The organism is Enterobacter sp. DVT3837 (genome assembly GCF_056238685.1).
In genome coordinates, this window is record NZ_JBWDLA010000001.1 from 1,202,830 (window position 1) to 1,219,644 (window position 16,815).

Annotated in this window: 14 protein-coding genes and 4 tRNA genes; 1 reads left to right on the top strand and 17 read right to left on the bottom strand. The window is 52.6% G+C overall.

All coding sequences use genetic code 11. From position 1 onward, the window contains the following. Positions 1–10 precede the first annotated feature (10 nt). From rpoB to AC0XWG_RS05905, 12 genes are all read right to left on the bottom strand, one after another. Positions 11–4,039: a DNA-directed RNA polymerase subunit beta gene (rpoB, locus tag AC0XWG_RS05850; RefSeq protein WP_014882065.1), complete on the bottom strand. Its 4,029-nt coding sequence runs from the start codon at positions 4,037–4,039 to the stop codon at positions 11–13. 319 nt (positions 4,040–4,358) lie between these two features. Further along, positions 4,359–4,727 (bottom strand): 50S ribosomal protein L7/L12, encoded by a 369-nt coding sequence (rplL, locus tag AC0XWG_RS05855; RefSeq protein ID WP_014882064.1) that lies wholly within the window; start codon positions 4,725–4,727, stop codon positions 4,359–4,361. Between the two features lie 66 nt (positions 4,728–4,793). Continuing rightward, positions 4,794–5,291 (bottom strand): 50S ribosomal protein L10, encoded by a 498-nt coding sequence (gene rplJ, locus AC0XWG_RS05860; protein ID WP_004097644.1) that lies wholly within the window; start codon positions 5,289–5,291, stop codon positions 4,794–4,796. A 291-nt stretch (positions 5,292–5,582) separates the two neighbouring features. Continuing rightward, positions 5,583–6,287, bottom strand: coding sequence for a 50S ribosomal protein L1 (rplA, locus tag AC0XWG_RS05865; protein WP_013095000.1), 705 nt, complete (start codon positions 6,285–6,287; stop codon positions 5,583–5,585). A 3-nt stretch (positions 6,288–6,290) separates the two neighbouring features. Continuing rightward, positions 6,291–6,719, bottom strand: a complete 429-nt coding sequence (gene rplK / locus AC0XWG_RS05870) for a 50S ribosomal protein L11 (protein ID WP_008503452.1) — start codon at positions 6,717–6,719, stop codon at positions 6,291–6,293. Positions 6,720–6,875: 156 nt separating this feature from the next. Continuing rightward, the gene (nusG, locus tag AC0XWG_RS05875; protein WP_003862341.1) at positions 6,876–7,421 is read right to left on the bottom strand and encodes a transcription termination/antitermination protein NusG; all 546 of its coding nucleotides are present in this window, start codon (positions 7,419–7,421) and stop codon (positions 6,876–6,878) included. Between the two features lies 1 nt (position 7,422). Further along, positions 7,423–7,806: a preprotein translocase subunit SecE gene (gene secE, locus AC0XWG_RS05880; protein WP_013094999.1), complete on the bottom strand. Its 384-nt coding sequence runs from the start codon at positions 7,804–7,806 to the stop codon at positions 7,423–7,425. Between the two features lie 229 nt (positions 7,807–8,035). Continuing rightward, on the bottom strand, positions 8,036–9,220 hold the full coding sequence (gene tuf / locus AC0XWG_RS05885; protein WP_014830236.1) for an elongation factor Tu: 1,185 nt from the start codon (positions 9,218–9,220) through the stop codon (positions 8,036–8,038). A gap of 118 nt (positions 9,221–9,338) precedes the next feature. Beyond that, a tRNA-Thr gene (locus AC0XWG_RS05890) sits at positions 9,339–9,414 on the bottom strand. Positions 9,415–9,420: 6 nt separating this feature from the next. Further along, positions 9,421–9,495, bottom strand: a tRNA-Gly gene (locus AC0XWG_RS05895). Between the two features lie 117 nt (positions 9,496–9,612). After that, positions 9,613–9,697, bottom strand: a tRNA-Tyr gene (locus AC0XWG_RS05900). An 8-nt stretch (positions 9,698–9,705) separates the two neighbouring features. Beyond that, a tRNA-Thr gene (locus AC0XWG_RS05905) sits at positions 9,706–9,781 on the bottom strand. Between the two features lie 317 nt (positions 9,782–10,098). Between AC0XWG_RS05905 and coaA the strand changes: the two genes are divergently transcribed. Then, positions 10,099–11,049 (top strand): type I pantothenate kinase, encoded by a 951-nt coding sequence (gene coaA / locus AC0XWG_RS05910; protein WP_028018278.1) that lies wholly within the window; start codon positions 10,099–10,101, stop codon positions 11,047–11,049. Between the two features lie 44 nt (positions 11,050–11,093). Here coaA and dppF read toward each other — a convergent pair whose 3' ends face one another. The 5 genes from dppF to dppA all read right to left on the bottom strand — a co-directional run bounded on the left by dppF (position 11,094) and on the right by dppA (position 16,797). Next, the gene (dppF, locus tag AC0XWG_RS05915) at positions 11,094–12,107 is read right to left on the bottom strand and encodes a dipeptide ABC transporter ATP-binding subunit DppF (RefSeq protein WP_028018277.1); all 1,014 of its coding nucleotides are present in this window, start codon (positions 12,105–12,107) and stop codon (positions 11,094–11,096) included. After that, the gene (gene dppD / locus AC0XWG_RS05920) at positions 12,104–13,087 is read right to left on the bottom strand and encodes a dipeptide ABC transporter ATP-binding protein (protein ID WP_013094994.1); all 984 of its coding nucleotides are present in this window, start codon (positions 13,085–13,087) and stop codon (positions 12,104–12,106) included. The genes dppF and dppD overlap by 4 nt, the downstream gene beginning before the upstream one ends. Positions 13,088–13,097: 10 nt before the next feature. Then, positions 13,098–14,000, bottom strand: coding sequence for a dipeptide ABC transporter permease DppC (gene dppC / locus AC0XWG_RS05925; RefSeq protein WP_128348613.1), 903 nt, complete (start codon positions 13,998–14,000; stop codon positions 13,098–13,100). A gap of 9 nt (positions 14,001–14,009) precedes the next feature. Next, a complete protein-coding gene (gene dppB / locus AC0XWG_RS05930) occupies positions 14,010–15,029 on the bottom strand; it encodes a dipeptide ABC transporter permease DppB (protein WP_028018275.1) in 1,020 nt (339 codons plus the stop codon). A 160-nt stretch (positions 15,030–15,189) separates the two neighbouring features. Further along, entirely contained in the window at positions 15,190–16,797 is a 1,608-nt protein-coding gene (gene dppA / locus AC0XWG_RS05935) for a dipeptide ABC transporter periplasmic-binding protein DppA (protein ID WP_028018274.1), read from the bottom strand. Positions 16,798–16,815 lie beyond the last annotated feature (18 nt).

Here is a 16,815-nt window from a genome sequence, read left to right on the forward strand (position 1 = left end):
TGAGCGAGAATTACTCGTCTTCCAGTTCGATGTTGATACCCAGCGAACGAATCTCTTTCAACAGTACGTTGAAGGATTCTGGCATGCCCGGTTCCATCTGATGGTTGCCGTCCACGATGTTTTTATACATCTTGGTACGACCGTTCACGTCATCAGACTTAACGGTGAGCATTTCCTGCAGGGTGTATGCCGCGCCGTATGCTTCCAGCGCCCACACTTCCATCTCCCCGAAGCGCTGACCACCGAACTGTGCCTTACCACCCAGCGGCTGCTGAGTAACCAGGCTGTAAGAACCGGTAGAACGAGCGTGCATTTTGTCGTCGACCAGGTGGTTCAGTTTCAGCATGTACATGTAACCTACGGTTACCGGACGTTCGAACTGTTCACCGGTACGGCCGTCAAACAGCGTAATCTGACCAGACGTTGGCAGACCACCCAGTTGCAGCAGCTCTTTAATTTCAGCTTCTTTTGCACCGTCGAATACCGGCGTTGCAATTGGCATACCTTTGCGCAGGTTCTCTGCCAGACGCAGCACTTCTTCATCGCTGAAGGTGTTCAGGTCGACTTTCTGACGCACGTCGGTACCCAGATCGTAGGCACGCTGGATGAATTCGCGCAGTTTCGCGACTTCCTGCTGCTGTTTCAGCATGGCGTTAATCTTGTCGCCAATACCTTTTGCAGCCATACCCAGGTGGGTTTCCAGAATCTGACCGATGTTCATACGAGACGGTACGCCCAGTGGGTTCAGTACGATATCTACCGGCGTACCGTTAGCATCGTGCGGCATATCTTCGATCGGGTTGATCTTAGAGATAACACCCTTGTTACCGTGACGACCTGCCATCTTATCACCAGGCTGGATCTGACGTTTAACAGCCAGATATACCTTAACAATCTTCAGCACGCCTGGTGCCAGATCGTCGCCCTGAGTGATTTTACGGCGTTTCGCTTCGAGTTTTTTCTCGAACTCGTGTTTCAGTTCGTCATACTGCTCAGCCAGTTGTTCCAGCTGATTTTGTTTCTCTTCGTCGGTCAGGCCCAGTTCCAGCCAGCGATCGCGTGGCAGTTTGTCGAGCTTCTCAGCTTCAACGCCACCGGCAACCAGCACCGCATAAATACGGCTGAACAGACCTGCTTCGAGGATCTGCAGTTCTTCAGACAGGTCTTTCTTAGCCTGTTTGAGCTGCATCTCTTCGATTTCCAGCGCACGCTTATCTTTTTCAACGCCATCACGAGTGAAGACCTGAACGTCGATAACCGTACCGGAAACACCGTTTGGTACGCGCAGAGAAGAGTCTTTAACGTCAGACGCTTTCTCACCGAAGATTGCACGCAGCAGTTTCTCTTCTGGCGTCAGCTGGGTTTCACCTTTCGGCGTTACCTTACCAACCAGAATGTCACCGCCGGTCACTTCCGCACCGATGTAAACAATACCGGATTCATCCAGTTTGGAGAGCGCAGCTTCACCCACGTTAGGGATGTCAGCGGTGATCTCTTCGGGCCCCAGCTTGGTGTCACGGGACACACATGCCAGTTCCTGAATGTGGATGGTGGTGAAACGATCTTCCTGAACCACACGCTCGGAGACGAGGATGGAGTCTTCGAAGTTGTAACCGTTCCACGGCATGAACGCTACGCGCATGTTCTGACCGAGCGCCAGTTCACCGAGGTCGGTGGACGGACCGTCTGCCAGCACGTCGCCGCGCTCAACTGGCTCACCCAGAGATACGCAAGGCATCTGGTTGATACAGGTGTTCTGGTTAGAACGGGTGTATTTGGTCAGGTTATAAATGTCGATACCTGCTTCACCCGGGTACATCTCGTCTTCGTTAACTTTGATAACGATACGAGAGGCATCCACGTACTGAACAGTACCGCCACGTTTAGCAACCGCAGTAACACCGGAGTCAACGGCAACAGCACGTTCCATACCGGTACCAACCAGCGGCTTATCAGCGCGCAGAGTCGGAACGGCCTGACGTTGCATGTTTGCACCCATCAATGCACGGTTGGCGTCATCGTGTTCCAGGAACGGGATCAGGGACGCACCGACGGATACCACCTGTTGGGTGGATACGTCCATGTAGTCAACCTGGTCGCGGCTGAACAAGCTGGATTCGCCTTTGCTACGGCAGGTAACCAGATCTTCTACAAAGTGGCCTTCGTCATCCAGGTTGGAGTTCGCCTGAGCGATAACGTAGTTGCCTTCTTCGATAGCAGACAGGTAATGAATCTCGTCGGTTACAACACCGTCGGTCACTTTACGATACGGGGTCTCGAGGAAACCGTATTCGTTTGTCTGTGCGTACACGGACAGGGAGTTGATCAGACCGATGTTTGGACCTTCAGGCGTTTCGATTGGACATACGCGACCATAGTGAGTCGGGTGTACGTCTCGAACTTCGAAGCCTGCGCGTTCACGGGTCAGACCGCCTGGGCCGAGTGCAGAGATACGACGCTTGTGCGTGATCTCAGACAGCGGGTTGTTCTGGTCCATGAACTGAGACAGCTGGCTGGAACCGAAGAACTCTTTCACTGCTGCAGAGATCGGCTTGGCGTTGATCATATCCTGAGGCATCAGGGTATCCAGATCGCCCAGAGACAGACGCTCTTTCACCGCACGCTCTACACGTACCAGGCCAACGCGGAACTGGTTTTCCGCCATTTCGCCAACGGAACGGATACGACGGTTGCCGAGGTGGTCGATATCATCCACTTCGCCTTTACCGTTACGGATATCGATGAGCTTCTTCATCACTTCGATGATGTCGTCTTTGCTCAGGATACCGGAACCTTCGATCTCATCACGCAGCAGAGAACGGTTGAACTTCATACGTCCAACCGCGGACAGATCGTAGCGGTCTTCGGAGAAGAACAGGTTCTCGAACAGGCTTTCAGCCGCTTCGCGAGTTGGTGGCTCACCAGGACGCATCATGCGGTAGATTTCAACCAGCGCACTCAGACGATCGGTCGTTGGGTCGACGCGGATAGTCTCAGAGATGTATGGACCATGGTCCAGATCGTTGGTGAACAGCGTTTCGATACGTTTGTGGCCAGACTGGCTCAGCTTAGCCAGCAGATCCAGGCTCAGCTCCATGTTCGCCGGGCAGATCAGCTCGCCAGTTGATTCATCAACGTAATCTTTCGCGGCTACTTTTCCTGCAATGTATTCAACTGGAACTTCGATGTGTTTGATATCATCTTTTTCCAGCTGGCGGATGTGGCGCGCGGTGATACGGCGACCTTTTTCCACATACACTTTGCCGTCGGCTTCGATGTCGAACGACGCGGTCTCACCACGCAGACGTTCCGGCACCAGCTCCATCTGCAGCTTGTTGTCGCGGATTTCAAAGATCACTTTCTCAAAGAACAGGTCCAGGATCTGCTCAGTGGTATATTGCAGCGCACGCAGAATGATGGTTGCAGGCAGTTTACGACGACGGTCGATACGGACAAACAGGTTGTCTTTTGGATCGAACTCGAAGTCCAGCCATGAACCACGGTAAGGAATGATGCGCGCGTTATACAGTACTTTACCGGAAGAGTGTGTTTTACCTTTATCGCTGTCGAAGAAGACGCCCGGGCTACGATGCAGCTGGGAAACGATAACACGCTCAGTACCGTTGATGACGAAAGTACCGTTGTCTGTCATGAGTGGAATTTCACCCATGTAGACTTCTTGTTCTTTAATGTCTTTTACGGTGCCTTCTGGCGCTTCGCGCTCATAGATCACCAGACGCAGTTTTACGCGCAGCGGTGCGGAATAGGTCACGCCACGGATCTGACATTCCTGAACGTCAAACACCGGCTCGCCAAGGCGATAGCTGACGTACTGCAGCTCGGAATTACCGCTGTAGCTCTGAATCGGGAACACGGAACGGAAGGCTGCTTCCAGACCGTACTGCCCTTCAGGATCTTGCTCGATAAACTTCTGGAACGAGTCAAGCTGGATAGAAAGGAGATATGGAATGTCCAGAACTTGTGGACGTTTACCAAAATCCTTACGAATACGTTTTTTCTCGGTATAGGAGTAAACCATAGGGTTCCTCAGCTCGCTGACAAGTCGACCCATCTGTCCGACGAAGGGACAGTTTGTGCAACACCATTTTGTGGACCGGAAAATCGAATACTTTCCGCAATACCTGTTGCTATCACGCTTAAACCATTTCGTTGCGATTTACACAGAGCGAGCACCCTGTCGCAATATATTAAGTCGTCGATAGAAACAAGCATTGTCAGGACAACCAGCAGTCAAACAGTGTGAAATGCTACTGATGCCTTACAGCGCAAAAAGGCTGGTGACTAAAAAGTCACCAGCCATCAGCCTAATTACTTAGGCTGCAACCAGAAAAGTTGGCTTATTTAACTTCAACTTCAGCGCCAGCTTCTTCCAGAGATTTTTTCAGTGCTTCTGCGTCGTCTTTGCTCACGCCTTCTTTCAGCGCAGCTGGAGCAGATTCTACCAGGTCTTTAGCTTCTTTCAGACCCAGGCCAGTTGCGCCACGTACTGCTTTGATAACAGCAACTTTGTTAGCGCCTGCAGCTTTCAGAATTACGTCGAATTCAGTTTTTTCTTCAGCAGCGTCAGCAGCTGGGCCAGCAGCCACAGCTACAGCGGCAGCAGCAGAAACACCGAATTTTTCTTCCATTGCAGAAATCAGTTCTACAACGTCCATTACGGACATAGCTGCAACTGCTTCAATGATTTGATCTTTAGTGATAGACATTTAAATTGTTCCTGAAAATCAGAATAAGTTTATACGTAAGCAAATGCTTTATAAAGACAACTGCGATTAAGCAGCTTCTTTCGCATCGCGAACAGCAGCCAGAGTGCGAACCAGTTTGCCAGCCGAAGCTTCTTTCATGGTTGCCATCAGGCGTGCAATTGCTTCTTCGTAGGTCGGCAGGGTTGCCAGGCGATCGATTTGCGATGCCGGGATCAACTCACCTTCAAAGGCTGCAGCTTTGACCTCAAATTTTGCATTCGCTTTCGCGAACTCTTTGAACAGACGAGCAGCAGCGCCCGGGTGTTCCATAGAGTATGCAATCAGGGTCGGACCAACAAACGTGTCTTTCAGGCACTCGAATGGAGTACCTTCAACTACGCGACGCAGCAGGGTGTTACGAACAACACGCATGTATACGCCAGCTTCACGACCTGCTTTACGCAGTTCAGTCATTTTATCTACAGTAACGCCACGGGAATCCGCAACTACTGCAGACAGCGCGCCTTTGGCTACTTCGCTGACTTCAGCAACAATCGCTTGTTTGTCTTGAAGATTTAAAGCCATTAGCTTTGCTCCTGGATGTTTGCCGGAACTCATGTTCCGGAACTCACTTCACTCGACCCAACGGGAAGAGCGTCTAAATACGGTGAGCAGAAACAAGCCAGAGTATTCAAAAAATAATCTTAGCGTTCTGTCACCGTCTACGCAGGGGATTAAGTCTCTTACGAAACACCTGCGGTCTTCGACGGAGGCCTGGATAGGCCAGGCTCCAACGAACAAATCTTTTAGCCGCTAACTTTCGTTAGCAAACGTGGGGGTAAGATTGTAGACAAAATCACCGCCCACGTAAAGGCATTAGTTTGCAGCAGCGCTCAGGCCAGCCTGGTCAACTGCAACACCTGCACCCATGGTGGTGGAGATGCTAACTTTCTTGATGTACACGCCTTTCGCCTGAGTTGGTTTTGCTTTTTTCAGCGCAACCAGCAGAGCTTCCAGGTTTTCTTTCAGTTTGTCAGCGTCGAAGTCCACTTTACCGATGGTGGTGTGGATGATGCCGTTTTTGTCGTTACGATAACGAACCTGACCTGCTTTAGCGTTCTTAACCGCTTCAGCAACGTTAGGAGTAACGGTACCCACTTTCGGGTTTGGCATCAGGCCGCGTGGACCCAGAACCTGGCCCAGCTGGCCAACAACGCGCATTGCATCTGGAGATGCGATAACAACGTCGAAGTTCATTTCGCCTTTCTTGATCTGGTCAGCCAGATCTTCCATACCTACCAGTTCAGCGCCAGCAGCTTTAGCAGCTTCTGCGTTTGCACCCTGAGTAAATACAGCTACGCGAACGGAACGGCCAGTACCGTGTGGCAGTACAGTTGCACCACGAACGTTCTGATCAGATTTACGAGCATCGATGCCCAGGTTAACAGCAACGTCAACGCTTTCAACGAACTTAGCAGTAGCCAGTTCTTTCAGCAGAGCGATAGCTTCGTTGATGTCGTACTGTTTGGTCGCATCAACTTTGTCACGGATCACGGACATGCGCTTGGTCAGTTTAGCCATTTCTTAGTCCTCCACTACCAGGCCCATGGAACGTGCAGTACCTTCGATGGAGCGAGTCATCGCTTCAATGTCGGCACCAGTCATGTCGGCAGCTTTGGTCTGCGCGATTTCCTGCAGCTGAGCGCGGGAAATTTTACCCACTTTGTCTTTGTTCGGTTTACCAGAACCAGACTTGATACCAGCCGCTTTCTTCAGCAGAACTGCTGCTGGAGGGGTTTTGGTAACGAAAGTGAAAGAACGGTCAGCGTAAACAGTGATTACGACTGGGATTGGCAGACCTTTTTCCAGGGATTCAGTTTTTGCGTTGAACGCTTTACAGAATTCCATGATGTTCACACCCTGCTGACCCAGAGCTGGACCAACTGGTGGACTTGGGTTCGCCATACCAGCTGCAACCTGCAGCTTGACGTAGGCTTGTACTTTCTTAGCCATTCTAAAATCCTCTGATTGGGTAATAACGCCTCAGTGAGGCTCCCCGTGAATAAAATTCGTTTTACGGGCCGTTGCCCATAAAAACAAAAGGCGCGAAATTGTATTCCAATCTCGCGCCCTGTGCAACGATTAAATCGTCGCTTTTTTGATCGCTGCTTAGGCTTTTTCGACCTGGGCAAAGTCCAGTTCTACCGGGGTCGCACGACCAAAGATAGAAACAGAGACTTTCAGGCGGGACTTCTCGTAGTCCACTTCTTCAACCACACCATTAAAGTCAGCAAATGGACCGTCATTAACACGAACCATTTCACCCGGTTCAAACAGCGTTTTCGGACGCGGCTTATCACCCACCTGCTGCAGGCGGTTCATAATCGCATCAACTTCTTTGTCGCTGATTGGCGCCGGACGGTCAGATGTGCCGCCGATAAAGCCCATCACACGCGGTACGCTGCGCACAAGGTGCCAGCTCGCGTCGTTCATAACCATCTGAACCAGCACGTAACCCGGGAAGAATTTACGCTCGCTTTTGCGACGTTGGCCGCCACGGATCTCGACCACTTCTTCGGTCGGAACCATAACTTCGCCAAATAACTCTTCCATGTTGTGTAATTTGATATGCTCACGCAGCGATGTTGCTACGCGGCCTTCAAAACCGGAAAACGCCTGAACGACGTACCAGCGCTTTTTAGGGGCTTCAGACATCTCAGAACCTCAGGCCAGTGATAAAGGATACCAGGCGAACCAGAATACCATCCAGTCCCCACAGGATCAGTGACATTACAGCGGTAACCGCCGCTACAATCAGCGTGGTGTGCAATGTTTCCTGGCGAGTCGGCCAAATTACCTTGCGGACTTCGGTACGCGCTTCGCGAGCAAAAGCGACAGTCGCTTTGCCTTTCGTCGTCAACAGCGCGACACCACCCGCTGCAGCAATCAGAATTACCACTGCAAGCGCACGTAGCGGCAGCATAATGTCACGATAAAGGTAGTTGCCAACAATCGCTACGATCAGCAAAACGGCTACCACTACCCATTTCATCGCTTCCAGGCCGCGCCCGCTCCCTTGAGCTTCGGTATTCGCACTCATAAACCAACCTGTCAGAAGTATTCTACAAACATTTTCACCCCGCGATCGCGAGGCAAACCAAATCGAAATGCTAATTCGCTTTTCGAATTATACGCTCTCTGCAGAGCCTGTCTCAGCAATGATTATGACAAAAATAATCACTGATGAGCCAGGTTCTGACGTGAAAGCGTGCAAAAAGGGCATCAAATGATGCCCTTTTATTGCGCATTGCGTCAAATGTTATCAGCAATTAGCCGAGAACTTTAGCAACCACGCCCGCGCCAACGGTACGGCCGCCTTCACGGATTGCGAAACGCAGACCGTCGTCCATCGCGATTGGGTGGATCAGAGTCACAACCATCTTGATGTTGTCGCCTGGCATTACCATCTCTACGCCTTCTGGCAGTTCGATGGTACCGGTCACGTCAGTAGTACGGAAGTAGAACTGTGGACGGTAGCCTTTGAAGAACGGAGTATGACGGCCGCCTTCGTCTTTGGACAGAATGTACACTTCAGATTCGAACTTGGTGTGTGGCTTGATTGAGCCTGGCTTCGCCAGAACCTGACCACGTTCGATTTCTTCACGTTTGATACCACGCAGCAGAACACCAACGTTCTCACCAGCACGGCCTTCGTCCAGCAGTTTGCGGAACATTTCAACGCCAGTACAGGTAGACTTCGCAGTCTCTTTGATACCAACGATTTCAACTTCTTCACCAACTTTGATGATACCGCGCTCTACACGACCGGTAACAACGGTACCACGACCGGAGATGGAGAATACGTCTTCGATTGGCAGCAGGAATGGCTTGTCAATCGCACGCTCTGGTTCTGGGATGTAAGAATCCAGGAAGCCAGCCAGTTCGATGATTTTCGCTTCCCACTCTGCGTCGCCTTCCAGCGCTTTCAGAGCAGAACCACGAACGATTGGGGTATCGTCGCCTGGGAAATCGTACTGAGACAGCAGTTCACGAACTTCCATCTCTACCAGTTCCAGCAGCTCTTCGTCATCAACCATGTCGCACTTGTTCAGGAACACGATGATGTAAGGAACGCCTACCTGGCGACCCAGCAGGATGTGCTCACGGGTCTGAGGCATTGGGCCGTCAGTCGCAGCAACAACCAGGATCGCGCCGTCCATCTGCGCAGCACCGGTGATCATGTTTTTAACATAGTCGGCGTGGCCTGGGCAGTCTACGTGTGCGTAGTGGCGAGTCGGGGTGTCGTACTCAACGTGAGAGGTGTTGATGGTGATACCACGAGCTTTTTCTTCTGGTGCGTTATCGATCTGGTCGAATGCGCGAGCAGAACCACCGTAGGTTTTTGCCAGAACGGTAGTGATTGCAGCGGTCAGCGTTGTTTTACCATGGTCAACGTGGCCGATAGTACCGACGTTAACGTGCGGTTTTGTACGTTCAAACTTTTCTTTAGACATCGATTGTCCCTCTAAGACACGGATAAATCGGTGATATCACCACATCAACCAGGCGAAATGCCTGAATTGTTGAATACAGTAAAATTGAAACAGAGAGAAACGGGAAGGAGAAGTGAAGTGGTGCTGATACCCAGAGTCGAACTGGGGACCTCACCCTTACCAAGGGTGCGCTCTACCAACTGAGCCATATCAGCACGTATTGGAGCGGGCAGCGGGAATCGAACCCGCATCATCAGCTTGGAAGGCTGAGGTAATAGCCATTATACGATGCCCGCATCCTGAAACTCGGCTACCCAGTTCTTTCTGTAACAAAAAAAGAGATTTCTCTCTTTTTAAGTTTGAGCTGGTTAATTTTTCCAACCAGCTCCGGCGGCATTAACGCTGCCAGAAAGTGGTGGTGGGGGAAGGATTCGAACCTTCGAAGTCTGTGACGGCAGATTTACAGTCTGCTCCCTTTGGCCGCTCGGGAACCCCACCGGACTTGATGGTGCCGACTACCGGAATCGAACTGGTGACCTACTGATTACAAGTCAGTTGCTCTACCTACTGAGCTAAGTCGGCATCAAGTAGCGCGCATTCTATGGATACCTGCGCAGTCATGCAACTAAAAATTTGCATAAAACGTTCTTTCGCTCACATTTTATGCGAACAGCGTACTAAACGCTGTAAAAGTAGTCATTCGAGGTCAAATATTCAACATATCACGCTGATTTGCACGGTATACACCGTAGCGTGACGGCTTACGCGTAACGCAGCGCTTTCCATCTTTTTTCTTATTATTCCTGTCATCTGGTGTTAACCTCCTGCCCATTGTCCAAAATTAACTGTGTGATGAGCCATGATCTGGCAGTATTGTGCTGGCTCACTGAAGCATGCTTATGAGCAAAAAAGAGCAATCGTTAATGACACCTTATCTTCATTTTAACCGCAGCCAGTGGGCTGCCCTGCGTGATTCCGTCCCTATGACGCTGACGGAAGGTGAAATCGCACGGTTAAAAGGGATAAACGAAGACCTGTCCCTGGAAGAGGTCGCAGAAATATATCTCCCCCTCTCTCGCTTGCTTAACTTCTATATAAGTTCCAACCTGCGCCGTCAGGCGGTGCTGGAACAGTTCCTCGGGACGAATGGTCAACGCATTCCTTATATCATTAGTATTGCGGGTAGCGTGGCCGTAGGTAAAAGCACGACTGCGCGTGTCCTGCAGGCGCTGCTGAGCCGCTGGCCGGAGCACCGCAGCGTGGAGCTGATCACCACCGATGGCTTCCTGCATCCAAACGAAGTACTAAAAGAACGCGGGCTGATGAAGAAGAAAGGCTTCCCGCTCTCTTATGATATGCACCGTCTGGTGAAATTTGTTTCTGACCTGAAATCGGGCGTGCCTCACGTGACTGCGCCGGTGTATTCACACCTGATCTACGATCGCATCCCGGACGGAGATAAAACGGTGGTCCAGCCGGATATCCTGATTCTGGAAGGGCTGAACGTTCTGCAAAGCGGAATGGACTATCCTCACGATCCGCATCATGTGTTTGTCTCCGATTTTGTCGATTTCTCTATTTATGTCGATGCGCCGGAAGATTTACTCCAGAACTGGTATATCAACCGCTTCCTGAAGTTCCGTGAGGGGGCATTCACTGATCCGGACTCCTATTTCCATCACTACGCCCAGCTTTCTGAAGAAGAAGCGGTTAATGTGGCAAGAGGGCTGTGGAACGAGATCAACTACGTGAACCTGAAAGAGAACATCCTGCCAACGCGCGAGCGTGCGAGCTTAATTCTCACCAAGAGCGAGAAGCACGCTGTCGACCAGATTCGCTTGCGGAAATAATAGCGCAGAGATAAAAAAACCGGCTTAACGCCGGTTTTTTTGTTTTAAGCATGTGGCTTTTCGCCATTTTCATCCTGATCGACTGCAAAGCAGGCGACCAGTTGACCACCATAATCCTTCAGCTGTGGCTGGAGCTGGGTGCAAGGACCGAAGCGACGACTGCAGCGGGCGTTGAATGCACACCCCGGAGGCGGATTCAGCGGGCTTGGCAACTCGCCCGTCAGCTTAATACGCTCACGACGATCGTCCGGGTTCAGACGTGGCGTCGCGGAAAGCAGTGCCTGGGTATACGGGTGACGAGGATTATTAAAGATCTGATCTTTCGTCCCCTTCTCCACGCAACGCCCCAGATACATCACCATCACTTCATCAGCAATGTGCTCCACCACTGAAAGGTCGTGCGAGATGAACACGTAAGAGAGCCCAAGTTCCTGCTGCAAGTCCATCATCAGGTTCAGCACCTGCGCGCGGACGGAAACATCGAGTGCCGAAACCGGTTCATCGGCAATCACCACATCCGGGTCGAGCATCAGACCACGTGCAATAGCGATACGCTGACGCTGTCCACCGGAGAACATATGCGGGTAGCGGTCGTAATGTTCAGTTTTCAGGCCAACTTTCGCCATCATCGCCAGCGCTTTTTCCCGACGCTGCTCTTTGCTCAGATTGCTGTTAATCAGCAACGGCTCTTCCAGGATCTGTCCCACTTTTTTACGCGGGTTCAAAGAACCATACGGGTTCTGGAACACAATCTGGATTTTCTGGCGACGCAGTTTCTGTGCCTGCGGATCATGCTTGAGCAGATCTTGCCCCTGATAGTAAAGCTCACCACCGGTTGGCGTTTCAATCATCGTCAGCAGACGGCCCAGCGTCGATTTACCGCAGCCCGACTCCCCGACCACCGCCAGCGTTTTACCGCGTTCGAGGGTAAAGGAGACGCCATCCAGCGCTTTCACCAGTCGCTCAGGGGCAAAAATCCCCTTCTTCACCGGGTAGTGTTTTTTCAGGTCGATAGCCTGCAACAGCGGTTGTTGCGTGGTGGCCTGTTGCGTACTCATAGTGTTGGCCTCCCGGCATCATCGAGTGGGTAGTGGCATTTCGACTGACGACCGTCAGCAAGCTGGTTCAGCTCTGGCTCTTCTGCCCGGCATTTGTCCGTCGCATACGGACAACGCGGATTCAGCAGACAACCCTGTGGTCGGTCGTATTTACCCGGTACCACGCCCGGCAGTGACGCCAGCCGCGCTTTGTCCTGGGCAAACTCCGGCAGCGCACGTAGCAGAGCCTGAGTATACGGATGACGCGGCGCGCGGAAGATATCGTGGGAACTTCCGGTCTCCACCACCTGGCCGGCATACATCACGATGATTTTGTGCGCCGCTTCGGCCACCAGCGCCAGGTCGTGCGTAATCAGCACCAGCGCCATATTCTCTTTCTGCTGCAGTTCCAGCAGCAGCTCGATAATTTGCGCCTGAATGGTCACATCCAGCGCCGTCGTCGGTTCATCCGCAATCAGCAGTTTTGGCCGACAGGCAATGGCCATCGCAATCATCACGCGCTGGCTCATGCCGCCAGAGAGCTGGTGCGGGTATACGTCCAGACGCGATGCCGGGTCAGGAATCCCGACCTGGTTCAGCAGATCGATCGCCCGCTGACGACGGGTTTTCTTATTCCCGCCCTGATGCACCTTAATCGCTTCCATAATCTGGAAACCGACGGTGTAGCAGGGGTTCAGGCTGGTCATTGGGTCCTGGAAAATCATCGCCACTTCCGCGCCCACCAGCTGGCGGCGCTGTTTTTCGGAAATGCGCTTCAGATCCTGACCGTTGAACTGCAGGTTTTCCGCCATCACGCGGCCCGGATAATCAATCAGCCCCATAATCGCCAGCGAGCTTACTGACTTACCGGAACCAGACTCCCCTACGATGCCAACCACTTCGCCCTGATTTACGCTGTAGCTGATGCGGTCCACGGCGCGAAACGGTGTGCCTTCATCCCCGAAGTGCACCGATAATTTATCTACATTTAATAACGCCATCTCGTGCCTCTTACTGCTTCAGTTTGGGATCAAGTGCATCACGCAGACCATCACCCATCAGGTTAAATGCCAGCACCGTCAGCAGGATCGCCAGACCCGGGAAGGTGACGACCCACCAGGCGCTTTGTGCGAACTGCAACACATCGGAGAGCATGGTGCCCCACTCCGGTGTTGGCGGCTGCGCACCCATGCCCAGGAAGCCAAGAGCGGCCATATCAAGAATGGCGTTAGAGAAACCGAGCGACGCCTGAACAATCAGCGGCGCAAGGCAGTTAGGGAAGATATTGACAAACATCTGACGCATAGCGCCTGCACCCGCCACGCGAGACGCCGTGACGTAATCCCGGTTCACTTCCACCAGCACCGCCGCACGCGTTAAACGTACGTAGTGGGGAAGCGCCACGAAGGTCAATGCAAGCGCAGCGTTACCAATCGACGGGCCGAAGATCGCCACCAGCACCAGTGCCAGCAACAGGCTTGGCAGAGCCAGCATAATATCGACGATACGCATGATGATGTTATCAACGATACCACCGAAGTAACCGGCAACCAGACCCAGTACAATCCCCATGATCAGGGAAAGCACCACCACCAGGCAGCCGACCAGCAGCGACAGACGTGCACCGTACATCAGACGCGACAACACGTCACGACCCACATCATCGGTACCTAACAGGTGCGCCAGGCTACCACCGTCCTGCCACGCAGGAGGTGCCAGCAGGGCATCACGGAACTGATCCGCCGGGTTATACGGTGCCAGGACGTTCGCAAACACCGCAATCAGGATCATGATAGAGACATAGACCAGCCCCACTACCGCGCCTTTGTTGCGCTTGAAGTAGTGCCAGAATTCCTGCAGCGGCGTCATTGGAACCGGTGCAGCAACCACTTTATTTTCAGAAAGTTGTGACATGATGGCCCCTTACTTCTTATGACGAATACGCGGGTTCACCACGCCGTACAGCAAATCGACCAGCAGGTTAACGAGGATAATCATCGTCGCAACCAGCAGCACACCGCCCTGCACGACCGGATAGTCACGGCGTTGCAGCGCGTCAATCAGCCAACGTCCCAGACCTGGCCAGGAGAAGATGGTTTCGGTCAGGATCGCACCTGCCAGCAACGTACCCACCTGCAGACCGATAACGGTCACCACCGGCAGCATGGCGTTACGCAGCGCATGAACGATGATGACACGCATACGCGTCAGGCCTTTGGCGCGCGCGGTGCGGATATAATCCTCACCCAGTACTTCCAGCATGGATGAACGGGTCATACGCACAATCACCGCCAGAGGAATCGTACCGAGCACCATTGCAGGCAGGATCATGTGCGCGACAGCATCAATGAAGTTGCCCTCTTCGCCCCAGATAGCCGTATCAATCAGCATAAAGCCGGTCAACGGGTTGGAATCATCGAGGAAGACCATATCGCTGACGCGCCCGGAGACCGGCGTCAGGTTAAGCTGCACCGATACCAGCATAATCAGCATCATGCCCCACCAGAAGATAGGCATGGAATAGCCGGTCAGCGCCAGGCCCACGGCAGTATGGTCAAAAATAGAGCCACGTTTAACCGCAGCCAGGACTCCAACAGGAATACCCACCGCAGTGGCGAAAATCATGGCGCAGACGCCAAGTTCGAGTGTCGCTTTGAAACGCGGCACGAACTCATCCCACACCGGAAGACGGCTTTTCAGCGAAATACCCAAATCACCGTGCAACACGCCCCAGATATAGTTGAGGTACTGCTGCCACAGCGGCTTGTTCAGACCAAGCTCAGCCAGCAGCTGTGCATGGCGCTCAGGGGAAATACCACGCTCGCCCGCCATAATCATTACCGGGTCGCCGGGGATCATATGGACGAAGGCAAAAGTGAGAAGGGTGATACCGATAAACGTGGGGATAACAAGTCCCAGACGTCGGAGGATGAACTGCAACATAACCCGGATTCTCTCTGATGACGCACGACCAATGGCGTGACGTCTGTATTGCTCACAAATGTAAATTCCCTCTCCCGTCGGGAGAGGGTTAGGGTGAGGGGATGCATGCACGTCCCTCACCCCTGCCCTCTCCCGGGGGAGAGGGAGAACACCCTACTTATTATTCAACCGATACGTTTTCGAAGTGGTGTTTGCCCAGTGGATCAACCACGTAGCCCTTCACTTCTTTACGCACTGGCTCGTAAACGGTGGAGTGAGCAACAATCAGCGCCGGAGCCTGATCGTGCATAACAACCTGAGCTTGCTTGTACAGTTCAATACGTTTGTTGTGATCGTCGGTCGCACGCGCCGGCTGGATCAGGTCTTCAAACGGCTTGTAGCACCAGCGAGAGTAGTTGGAACCGTCTTTCGCAGCAGCACAGCTGAACAGGGTGGCGAAGAAGTTGTCCGGATCCCCGTTATCACCGGTCCAGCCCATCATTACCGCCTGGTGCTCACCCGCTTTGGCGCGCTTCAGGTACTCGCCCCACTCGTAGGTCACAATCTTGGCCTGTACGCCAATCTTCGCCCAGTCAGCCTGAACCATTTCCGCCATACGGCGTGCGTTCGGGTTATACGGACGCTGAACCGGCATCGCCCACAGTTCAACGGTAAAGCCTTTATCCTGGCCTGCTTCTTTCAGCAGTGCTTTCGCTTTCTCAGGATCGTAGCTGTAGTCTTTAACGTCGTCGTTGTAGCCCCACATTGTTGGTGGGATCAGGTTCTTAGCGGCTACGCCTGCGCCCTGGTAAACGGCTTTGATGATCGCTTCTTTGTTCACCGCGTAAGTCAGCGCCTGACGCACTTTCACATCATCAAACGGTTTCTTCTCGGTGTTAAAGGAGAGATAGCCCACGTTCAGGCCAGCCTGCTCCAGCAGGTTGATATTCTTATCCTGCTTCATGCGAGCGATATCAGCCGGGTTCGGGTATGGCATAACCTGGCATTCGTTTTTCTGCAGTTTTGCATAACGCACAGACGCATCAGGCGTGATGGAGAACACCAGACGGTCGATCTGAGGTTTCGTACCCCAGTAGCCCGGGAACGCTTTATACAGAATGCGAGAATCTTTCTGGTACTGCAGCAGCTGGAATGGGCCGGTACCGATTGGATCCAGGTCCACTTTTTCCGGCGTACCGGCTTTCAGCATGTTATCTGCATATTCTTTAGACAGAATAGACGCGAAGTCCATCGCCAGGTCAGCCAGGAATGGCGCTTCCGGGCGAGTCAGCACGAACTGCACGGTTTTATCGTCAACTTTTTTCACTTCAGAGATCAGATCTGGCAGCCCCATCCCTTCGAAGTATTCATAGCTGCCGCCAGACACTTTGTGGTACGGGTTCTGAGCGTTTTTCTGACGGTCGAAGGAGAACACCACGTCATCGGCGTTGAAGTCGCGCGTGGGTTTGAATTCTTTGCTGTCCTGCCACTTCACGCCCTGGCGCAGGTGGAAGGTATAGGTTTTACCGTCTTCGCTGACGTCCCACTTCTCAGCCAGACCAGGAATAACTTCCGTGGTACCGGTTTTAAATTCAACCAGACGGTTATAGATCGGTACAGAGCTTGCGTCGTACGTCGTACCAGAGGTAAAGAGCTGTGGGTTAAAGCCTTCCGGCGAGCCTTCAGAACAGTAAACCAGGGTTTTTGCCTGTACGCTTGCTGCCACGGTCATCGCCACCAGGCTCAAACCAAGCTTCAGCATCCCTGACTTCTTCAAGGAAATACTCATTATTCTGCTCCAATGTGA

Bases quoted from the DNA above. Each gene is read 5' to 3' on its own strand.
- rplA (WP_013095000.1), bottom strand. From the start codon at position 6,287: ATGGCTAAACTGACCAAGCGCATGTCCGTGATCCGTGACAAAGTTGAT.
- tuf (WP_014830236.1), bottom strand. From the start codon at position 9,220: ATGTCTAAAGAAAAGTTTGAACGTACAAAACCGCACGTTAACGTCGGT.
- dppC (WP_128348613.1), bottom strand. From the start codon at position 14,000: ATGTCACAACTTTCTGAAAATAAAGTGGTTGCTGCACCGGTTCCAATG.
- dppD (WP_013094994.1), bottom strand. From the start codon at position 13,087: ATGGCGTTATTAAATGTAGATAAATTATCGGTGCACTTCGGGGATGAA.
- secE (WP_013094999.1), bottom strand. From the start codon at position 7,806: ATGAGTGCGAATACCGAAGCTCAAGGGAGCGGGCGCGGCCTGGAAGCG.
- dppA (WP_028018274.1), bottom strand. From the start codon at position 16,797: ATGAGTATTTCCTTGAAGAAGTCAGGGATGCTGAAGCTTGGTTTGAGC.
- rplK (WP_008503452.1), bottom strand. From the start codon at position 6,719: ATGGCTAAGAAAGTACAAGCCTACGTCAAGCTGCAGGTTGCAGCTGGT.
- dppB (WP_028018275.1), bottom strand. From the start codon at position 15,029: ATGTTGCAGTTCATCCTCCGACGTCTGGGACTTGTTATCCCCACGTTT.
- rplL (WP_014882064.1), bottom strand. From the start codon at position 4,727: ATGTCTATCACTAAAGATCAAATCATTGAAGCAGTTGCAGCTATGTCC.
- coaA (WP_028018278.1), top strand. From the start codon at position 10,099: ATGAGCAAAAAAGAGCAATCGTTAATGACACCTTATCTTCATTTTAAC.
- rpoB (WP_014882065.1), bottom strand. From the start codon at position 4,039: ATGGTTTACTCCTATACCGAGAAAAAACGTATTCGTAAGGATTTTGGT.
- nusG (WP_003862341.1), bottom strand. From the start codon at position 7,421: ATGTCTGAAGCCCCTAAAAAGCGCTGGTACGTCGTTCAGGCGTTTTCC.
- dppF (WP_028018277.1), bottom strand. From the start codon at position 12,107: ATGAGTACGCAACAGGCCACCACGCAACAACCGCTGTTGCAGGCTATC.
- rplJ (WP_004097644.1), bottom strand. From the start codon at position 5,291: ATGGCTTTAAATCTTCAAGACAAACAAGCGATTGTTGCTGAAGTCAGC.